This window comes from Longimicrobium sp., assembly GCF_036554565.1.
Classification (GTDB): Bacteria; Gemmatimonadota; Gemmatimonadetes; order Longimicrobiales; family Longimicrobiaceae; genus Longimicrobium.
Map to the genome: position 1 here is coordinate 1 of NZ_DATBNB010000452.1, position 8,509 is coordinate 8,509.

An 8,509-nucleotide genomic window follows, 5' to 3' on the forward strand; every position below is an offset into this window, starting at 1 on the left:
CGCGCGGCGCGCCATGATGCCGCCCAGCGGGATGGGATGGCCGGTCGTCTGCTCCCACCACTCTCCCAGGTCCACCACCTTCACGAGGCCGTGCTGCGGATAAGTGAACCGCGATTCATGGATGATGAGTCCCGCGTCCACGTCGCCGCGCGCGACCGCAGGCATGATGTCGCTGTAGACGAGCTCCGTTCCGGGCTGCGCATCCGCAGCGAACAGGCGCAGCAGCAGGTTGGCGGTGGTGTTGCGCCCGGGAATGGCGATCCGCGCCGTGCGAAGCTCGTCGTGCGACAGCTCGCGCCGCGCCACGATCAGCGGTCCGCAGCCACGTCCCAGCGCCCCGCCGCTGCGCAGGAGGACGTAGTCGCGCAGCAGCGACGGCGCCGCGCCGTACGAGATCTTGGTGACGTCCAGCTGCGCGTCCGCGGCGAGGCGATTGAGAGTTTCCACATCCTCCAGCCGCTCCGAAAAGCACAGCCCGTCCGCCTGGACAATGCCGTGCACCAGCGCGTGGAAGATGAACGTATCGTTCGGGCACGGCGAATAGCCGAGCGTAAGCGTGCGATTGTCAGCCATCGGCTTGGATGCGGTGCGTGATCGAGATAGGCAGAATTTCGCGACGCGGGAAGGCGCATGCAACCGTAGCATCTGGCTCGAATCAGCCGATCCGGTAATCGGGTTGACGCTACTATGAGGAAAGCGGAAGCATCGTCGCGCCCGACACCCCGAACCCCCACCCAAGCAAGCCAGTCCGCGCAGGCGGACTTCGTGTAGTCGTTGCAGCGAATTCATTCGCCCTTGCCGTGCCGGAACTCGCAACTTCTTTCCGTGTCTAACCTTCCGCCCTCAGTCGCGCACTGGCGCCGCCACGGCCCTTCGCTATATCGTATCGAAACGAGACAGTGGGGCACGTGACGCGACGAATCGCCTCAGCCGCTCCATCCGCCTTTCGGCCCACCCGCCGTTTGTGAGCACCCTGGACGTCGTCGCACGCAGCGAATCGTTCTCCGCCCTCTGGCCGGAGCTGGCCGCGCTCGCCGGTGCGCAGGCGCGCGTGGCCGCGTCCGCCGGCGAGCTGGGGCCTGCGGCGGACGCGATTGCGCTGGTACTGTCGGTGGCGGGCGTGGAGGACGAGGCCGAAGCGGTGCTGCGCGAGCTGACGGCGGCGGGAGCGCCGGCCCCACTCGTCGTCGGCGCGCGGGAGGACCACCGCCTGGCGGCCGCCCTGGTGCGCGCGGGGGCCGCGGACTACTTCGCGCTCCCCGCAGACGTGCAGGCGCTGCGCGACGAGATGGGCGAGCGGGCCCGCCGCCGCGGCGCGGCCGAGGCGGGGGGCAGGCTGGCCGAATCGCAGCGGAAGGCGTTCGACTTCGGCCGCATCATCGGCAGGAGCCCGCAGCTGAGGGCCGCGCTGGACCGGGCGGCGCGCATCATTCCGCACGGCACCGCCACCGTCCTGGTCACCGGCGAGACCGGGACGGGCAAGGAGCTGATGGCGCAGGCCATCCACTACAATGGCCCCCGCGCGCCCGGCGCGTTCGTGGAGCTGAACTGCAACGCCATTCCGCCCACGCTCATCGAAAGCGAGCTGTTCGGCCACGAAAAGGGCGCGTTCACCGATGCGCGCACCGCCAAGCCGGGGCTGTTCGAGGCGGCGGACCGGGGCACCCTGTTCCTGGACGAGATCGGCGACCTGCCGCTGACCCTGCAGGGCAAGCTGCTGAAGGTGCTGGAAGACAAGCAGGTGCGCCGCGTGGGCGCGCTCAAGGCGCGGACGGTGGACGTGCGGATCATCGCCGCCACCCACGTGGACCTGGCCGGCGCGGTGAAGCGGGGAAGCTTTCGCGAAGACCTGTTCTACCGCCTGAGCATCATTCCCATCCACCTGCCGCCCCTGCGCGACCGCGGCGAAGACGTGCTGCTGCTGGCCGAGCACTTCCTGCGCACCCTGGCCGCGCAGTACGGCATGCCGGCGCCCTCCATCACCCCCGACCTTCGCCGCGCCCTGCTTTCGCACCCCTGGCCGGGGAACGTGCGTGAGCTGCGCAACGGGCTGGAGCGGGCGGTGCTGCTGAGCGACGGCCCCATCCGTCCGGACGACCTGTTCCACGGCGGCGTGGGCGGGGCTGTCGCAGGCGGCGGGAACGGTGGCCCGCTTCCCTTTCCCGCGACGCTGGATGAGATCGAGAAGGCGGCGGCGTTCGCCATGCTGGAGCGGGTGGACGGCAACAAGAGCGCGGCGGCCGACGCGCTGGGCATCAGCCGGTCGCGGCTGTACCGGCTGCTGGAGGGAACGGACGATGTATCGGAATGAGACAGGGCGTCGCGTCTCCGAACGGTGCCGATCGGTCGAAATCCAGCGACGGCGCGGGTTTTCAGGCGGCCCGGGCATTGCCCCATCGCCGCTGGAGCGCGACTGCACACCCCTTTGAAGTAACCGACATGCCGATCAAGCGATTTCTCCTCCTGCTGGCCCTGGTGCCCGCCCTGGCCGCCTGCGAGGACCCGTCGGGCGGAGGCGGCACGGTGGACGAGGACGATCTCGTCTTCATCCAGGCCGCGCCGAACGCGCCGCCGCCCCAGAGTACGGACACCACGTTCTGGGCGGTCAAGGGCCGCGACACGGAGCTCCGCCTCCGCTACCAGACCGGGCAGGAGTTCCTGCGCTTCCGCGTGCGTGACGGCGCGCTGCTGCGCCGACCGGACGGTTCCGCCATCGGCCAGGGCGACTCGGTGCAGATCCGCATCCGGGTGGTGAACTCGGGCGCCTTCAACTTCGAGTTCTCGCCCGCGGGGCTCAAGTTCGATCCCAAGGAGCCCGCCGAGCTGCGGGTGAACTACGCCTTCGCCGATCCGGACTTCGACGACGACGGCGACGTGGACGACGACGACGAGGACTTCGAGTTCGGCTGGTGGCGGCAGGAGGCTCCCGGGCTGCGGTGGGAGCGCATCGGCAGCGTGCGCGTGCACGATGCCGAAGAGGTGCGCGCGGACGTCACGGGGTTCACCCGCTACGCCCTGGCCGGCGGGCACTGAGCTCCATCGTGGACGCCACCGCCCCCCTTCCAGAGACGGAGCTGCTGGACCGCGCCCGCGCCCTGCGCGCGGCCGGGCAGTGGCCCGCGCTGGAGCGCCTGGGTTCCGGGCTTGCGCGCGAGGCCCTGCTGGCCGAGCCGGAGCTGGGGTTCCTGTACGCCCTGGCCTCCCGCGTGGTGGGGAGCACCGAACGCGCGCTGGAGGTGGCGGAACAGGTGGAGCGCGCAGCGGGGCAGCGCGGAGACCGCCGCGTTCGGGCCGAGGCGGCCAACCTGGCGGGCATCGCGCACTTCGAGGCGGGGCGGCTGGCGCGGGCCGAGGAGGTGTGGGGCGGGCTGCTGGAGGCCGCCGCCGGGTGGGGGGACGACGAGGCGGCCACCCGGGCCAGCAACAACCTGGGCGTGCTGGCCAACGTGCGCGGATGGCGCGACCAGGCGCTGGTGCACTACGAGCGCGCCCTGGCGGCGTACCAGCGCACCGGCAACGTGCGCGGCATGGCCGAAACGCACCACAACCTGGGGATCAGCTACCGCGATCTGGGCCTGGACCGCGAGGCCGACGCGCACTTCCGGCGGGCGATCGAGCTGGCGGGGCAGGCGGGCGCGGAAGACGTGGTAGCCATCGCCGAGACGGAGCGCGCATCCTTGCGGGCGCGCGCGGGAGACGGCGCCCTGGCGGAGGCGATGGTGGTGCGGGCGCTGGAGCGCTTCGAGCGCCTGGGCGAGCCGCTGGGCCGCGCCGACGCGCTGCGCGTACGCGCCTCCGCCGCCCACGCGCGGTCCCGCGAACAGGAGGCGTCCGAGTACCTCCAGTCGGCGCTGGAGATCGCGCGCCAGCACGCGGACCCGCTGCTGCTGGCGGAGGTGCAGCGCGACCGCGGGCTGCTCCTGCGCGACACCGGCGAGGTGGAAGGGGCGCGCGCGGCGCTGGAGGAATCCGCCGCCCACTTCGCCACCCTGGGCGCCGCCGCGGAAGCCGAGGCGGTCGCCTCCATCGCGCGGACCCTGAGCGAGCCGTAGTTCCGATCGCACCCGCCATCCCCAACGCACGGCCGCGCACAACACCAGAACGCCCACAGGAACAAGCCACTCCGCGCAGGCGGACTTCGTGTGCTTGTTGCAGCGAATTCATTCGCCCGTGCGCCGCCCACCAGAACAAGCCAGTCCGCGCAGGCGGACTGGCTGTCTTCGTTGCAGCGAATCCATCGGCCCCCGCAGGGCCGGCGCATCCCATTCCTCCGCCCAAAGGACACTTCCGGATCTCGCAAATCCGTACTGTGTCCAAACTTCCCCCCGCCACCCACTGGTGCCGCCGCGCGCGCGCCGCTATCCTATACTGACAGTTCTAAATGCGCCACGTGGCGGACGCGCCACATCCGCCGTGCCTCCGCCCTTCGCGCTGTCACCGTTCGTGACCAATCTCGACGTAACCGAACGATGCTTCCACCGACCGGGTCCGGTGCTGGCCCCGCTCGGGGGTGCGCAGGCTCGCTCAGGGAGCCACGTCGTAGAACGCGATGGACTTTTCGCGGTCGATGGTGGTGCGCATGGTCCACTCGCTGTCGAACAGCACCAGCGGCTTCTGCTTGGCGTCGTACACCAGCATGCGGCCGTGGCCGGAGGCAAGGCGGTCGATCTCGGCCTTGGGCGCATCCACCCACCGCGCCGCCACGAAGCTCATCCGCTCCAGCCGCGCGCGCACGTTGTACTCGTGCTCCAGCCGGTGCAGCAGCACGTCGAACTGCAGCTGCCCCACCGCGCCCACGATGGGTGCCGGGCCGGTGAGCGACTCGGCGTAGAACACCTGCGCCGCGCCCTCTTCGGAAAGCTGCTGCAGCCCGGTATCCAGCTGCTTGCGCTTCATGGGGTCGCCGATGACGATCCGCGCGAAGTGCTCGGGCGAGAACCGCGGGATGCCCCCGAACTCCAGCGTGCCGTCTGCCGAGAGCGTGTCGCCGATGCGCAGGTTGCCGCGGTCGTGAATGCCGATGACGTCGCCCGGCCACGCCTCGTCGATCAGCGTGCGCTCGCGCGCCATGAACTGCGTGGGGCTGGCCAGGCGGATGGGCTTGCCGGTGCGGACGTGCTTCACCTGCATCCCCGCCTCGAACCGGCCGGAGCACACCCGCACGAAGGCGATGCGGTCGCGGTGCTTGGGGTCCATGTTCGCCTGGATCTTGAAGACGAACCCCGTGAACTCGGGCTTTTCCGGATCGATGGTGCCCGTGCTGGACTCGCGCGGGCCCGGCGCCGGCGCAAGCTCCAGGAACCGCTTCAGGAAGGGCTCCAGCCCGAAGTTGGTGAGCGCGCTGCCGAAGAACACCGGCGACACGTCGCCCGCCAGGAACGCCTCGGGGCTGAACTCCGCCCCCGCCATCTCCAGCAGCTCCAGGTCTTCGAGCAGCTGGTTGATGGAGGCGTCGGGGAGCGCCGCCAGGATGTGCGCGTCGTCCAGCGTGCCCTCCTGCGCCGTCACCCGCGACGAGCCGTGGTCCTCGCCCCGCTCGAACAGGTACACCCGCTCCGACGGGCGGTCGTACACGCCCAGGAAGCGGTCCCCGTCCAGGATGGGCCACATCATCGGATAGCACTTCATCCCCAGCTCGCGCTCCACGTCGTCGATCAGCTGCAGCGTGGGCGCGCCCGGCCGGTCGCACTTGTTCACGAAGGTGAACACGGGGGTGCGCCTCAGCCGGCACACCTCGAACAGCTTGCGCGTCTGCTCCTCGACGCCCTTGCGGTTGTCCAGCAGCATCACGGCGCTGTCGGCCGCCATCAGCGTGCGGTAGGTGTCTTCGGAGAAGTCCTGGTGGCCGGGGGTGTCGAGCAGGTTGATGGACTTGCCGCCGTACTCGAACTGCAGGACGCTGGAGGTCACGGAAATGCCGCGCTCCTGCTCCATCTGCATCCAGTCGGAGGTGGCGTGGCGGGCCGCACGGCGCGCCTTGACGCTCCCCGCCAGGTGGATGGCCCCGCCGTACAGCAGGAGCTTTTCCGTGAGGGTGGTCTTGCCCGCGTCGGGGTGGCTGATAATGGCAAAGGTCCGCCGGCGGCGGACCTCTTCGCTCAACCTGCTCATGGCGGCTCGCTGGGTGGCTTTGGTCTACAGCCGCTGAATCTAACACGTTTCCGGCCCCGCCTCAACGCGTAGCCGTCTTCCCCGGGCGCCCGGCACGCCGCCGGAGCCCCGTTCAACCCCCTGCAAAGGGAAATTCGCATGACCACGAAGATTCGTATGATCGGCTCGCTGGCCCTGGTGCTGGCGTTGGGCGCCGCCGCCGCGTGCGGCGGCGATGGCCCGCCGACCCAGGCGCAGACGGGCACCATCTCCGGCAAGGTGTCGAACGGGGCCGCGGGGGTGGCCGGCGTAAGCGTCAGCATCGGGGGCGGAGGAAGCGCCACGACCGACGCCGGGGGCAACTTCTCCATCACCGGCGTGGCCACCGGCAACCGCGCGGTGGCCGTCGTCGTGCCGGCGGGCTTCATCACCGCCACGGCCACGGAAGAAACCATCAAGGGGGTCATGGTGAGCGCGGGGCAGACGGCGACGGTGAACTTCGCGCTCAAGCCGGGCGTCGTGGTCACGGCCACCAGCAACGTCTTCACGCCGCAGGTGGTTACCGTTCCCCCCGGCGCCACCGTCCGCTGGGTGGGTAGCTCCGGCACCCACACCGTCACCCCCGCCAACGCGGGACAGCCCGGTGCCTGGGCGTCGGCCAACCTGCCCGTGGGTGCCGTGTTCGAGCATACCTTCGGCACCACGGGAGCCTTCCCCTACCTGTGCATCCCGCACCAGGCCATGGGGATGACGGGCACCGTCAACGTCGGCGGCTGAGCCGGCCCTCCGCGCGCGCCGGCCGTCCGGCGCGCGCGGACGACGGGCGTCTGTTCAGGACCCTCGCCCGGCCAGCTAGCGCCCCGCGGCAGAGAGCGCGGTGGCGATCCAGCTTCCAAGCGCGCTGCCCATGATCGAGACCAGCACGAGCTCGTCACCCCCCGTGCCCCACGTGGCGATGCCGAGCGCGCCCACCGCCGCGACCGCGGCCGTGTAGGCACCCATCACCCACCGGGGCCAGCCGGGGCGCATCTTCAGGGCTCCCGCCGTGGGGATCACCAGCGCTCCGGTGGCCAGGGCAGCCGTCAGCAGCCGGTCGTCGCCGGTGGCCAGCCCGGCGATCCCCGCCCCGATCGCCGCTGCCAGCAGCACCGCCAGCAGCGCGCCCGCCAGCACCCGCCCGCGGTCGACGGCGGCGCGTCCCTTCTGGTCCAGCGCCAGCAGCGCGTCGAACAGCGGGTCGGCCGCCCAGGTCATCAGCACGAACACCCCGTACGCCATCAGCAGGGGAACGATGAACGGCGCCAGCGCCGGCTGCGCGTTCCTCACCCGCCGCAGCACGTTGTATCCCACCACGCCCCCCACGATCACCAGCCACCGCGTTTGCGGCGACAGCGCGTCCATCCACAGGAAGTACCGCAGCATCAGGCGGTACACCGGGTTGCGTGCCTTGAGCGCGGCCACCAGCCCCTCGCGCGCCCACTCCTGCCCGGGGTCGATCTCCAGCGCGTGGTAGAAGTGGGGAAGCGCCGAGTCGGGCGCCGCCCCGCCCTGCAGCGCCTGCCATCCGCGCCCGGCGCGGGCGAAGGCGTTGTGGGGGTCGGCGGCGGACGCGTCGACGAATGCCTGCTCGGCCTCGGGCGAGCGCAGCACCTGCAGCGCCAGCGCGCGCAGGTTGGCGCACGCGGGATGCTCCGGGTCCACCGCCAGCCCCCGATCCGCCGCGGCCACCGTGCCCGCCCAGTCCTTTCGCTCGGCCAGGCAGCGGGCCGCCAGCGCGTGCGGCTCGGGGCTGCCGGGGTTCAGGACCGCGGCCTCGCGGGCGCATCCCAGTGCCTCGCTGAACTGCTTCGCGTCGGCCAGCACGTGGCCCAGCGCCCAGTGGCAGTACCCCAGCTCGGGCTCGTCTTCCACCGCCTGGCGCGCCTGGGCCAGGGCCTCGTCGCCGCGCTTGAGCGCCGCCAGGCACAGCGCCCGCAGCGAACGGCTGGCGGCATCGTACGGGTCCGTTTCCAGCCAGCGGGCCAGCAGCTGCTCGGCCTCGGCGAAGCGCCTTTCGTGAAGGGCGTTGACGATCTGGGTCGACGAATCGGAGTACACGGAACCGCTCGGATCGGGGGATTGTCGCGGGGATGTATCATGATAAACGAGGGCCCGGGCTTCGCAAAAGCCCGGGCCCCTGATGCTGGGCGGATTCCGACGCGCTTCGGCCAGTCCGGCGCATTTGTCATCCCGATGGAGCGGCCCCGGCGAGCCAGCCTGAACACCGCAGACCGCAGCGACTGAGGGATCCGCCACACACTCCGCGAAAACCGCCGTGGTCGCGGGGGCACCCGACCAGCCGTGCTCGGCCGAGGAACCGGTGCATCGCCGGGCGCCCCCCATCCCCAGCCCTTCCCCCGCAAACCCCGCGGGGGAAGGG

At 71.2% G+C, this 8,509-nt stretch carries 7 protein-coding genes; 4 read left to right on the top strand and 3 right to left on the bottom strand.

The annotated features are described in order from the left end of the window. Positions 1–573: 1,4-dihydroxy-6-naphthoate synthase (locus tag VIB55_RS12380; protein WP_331876958.1), on the bottom strand; the 573-nt coding region annotated here is incomplete at its 3' end. 391 nt (positions 574–964) lie between these two features. On the opposite strand from VIB55_RS12380, the gene VIB55_RS12385 reads away from it, so the two are divergent. The 3 genes from VIB55_RS12385 to VIB55_RS12395 all read left to right on the top strand — a co-directional run bounded on the left by VIB55_RS12385 (position 965) and on the right by VIB55_RS12395 (position 4,052). Then, positions 965–2,311 (top strand): sigma-54 interaction domain-containing protein, encoded by a 1,347-nt coding sequence (locus tag VIB55_RS12385; RefSeq protein ID WP_331876959.1) that lies wholly within the window; start codon positions 965–967, stop codon positions 2,309–2,311. 128 nt (positions 2,312–2,439) lie between these two features. After that, entirely contained in the window at positions 2,440–3,033 is a 594-nt protein-coding gene (locus tag VIB55_RS12390) for a hypothetical protein (protein ID WP_331876960.1), read from the top strand. An 8-nt stretch (positions 3,034–3,041) separates the two neighbouring features. After that, positions 3,042–4,052 carry a tetratricopeptide repeat protein gene (locus VIB55_RS12395; RefSeq protein WP_331876961.1) on the top strand — a complete coding sequence of 337 codons (1,011 nt, stop codon included), beginning with the start codon at positions 3,042–3,044 and terminating at the stop codon, positions 4,050–4,052. Positions 4,053–4,524: 472 nt separating this feature from the next. On the opposite strand, the gene VIB55_RS12400 is transcribed toward VIB55_RS12395, so the two are convergent. Beyond that, positions 4,525–6,111 carry a peptide chain release factor 3 gene (locus VIB55_RS12400; protein WP_331876962.1) on the bottom strand — a complete coding sequence of 529 codons (1,587 nt, stop codon included), beginning with the start codon at positions 6,109–6,111 and terminating at the stop codon, positions 4,525–4,527. 138 nt (positions 6,112–6,249) lie between these two features. Between VIB55_RS12400 and VIB55_RS12405 the strand changes: the two genes are divergently transcribed. Continuing rightward, the gene (locus VIB55_RS12405) at positions 6,250–6,867 is read left to right on the top strand and encodes a plastocyanin/azurin family copper-binding protein (RefSeq protein ID WP_331876963.1); all 618 of its coding nucleotides are present in this window, start codon (positions 6,250–6,252) and stop codon (positions 6,865–6,867) included. 75 nt (positions 6,868–6,942) lie between these two features. On the opposite strand, the gene VIB55_RS12410 is transcribed toward VIB55_RS12405, so the two are convergent. Further along, positions 6,943–8,187: a hypothetical protein gene (locus tag VIB55_RS12410; RefSeq protein WP_331876964.1), complete on the bottom strand. Its 1,245-nt coding sequence runs from the start codon at positions 8,185–8,187 to the stop codon at positions 6,943–6,945. Positions 8,188–8,509 lie beyond the last annotated feature (322 nt).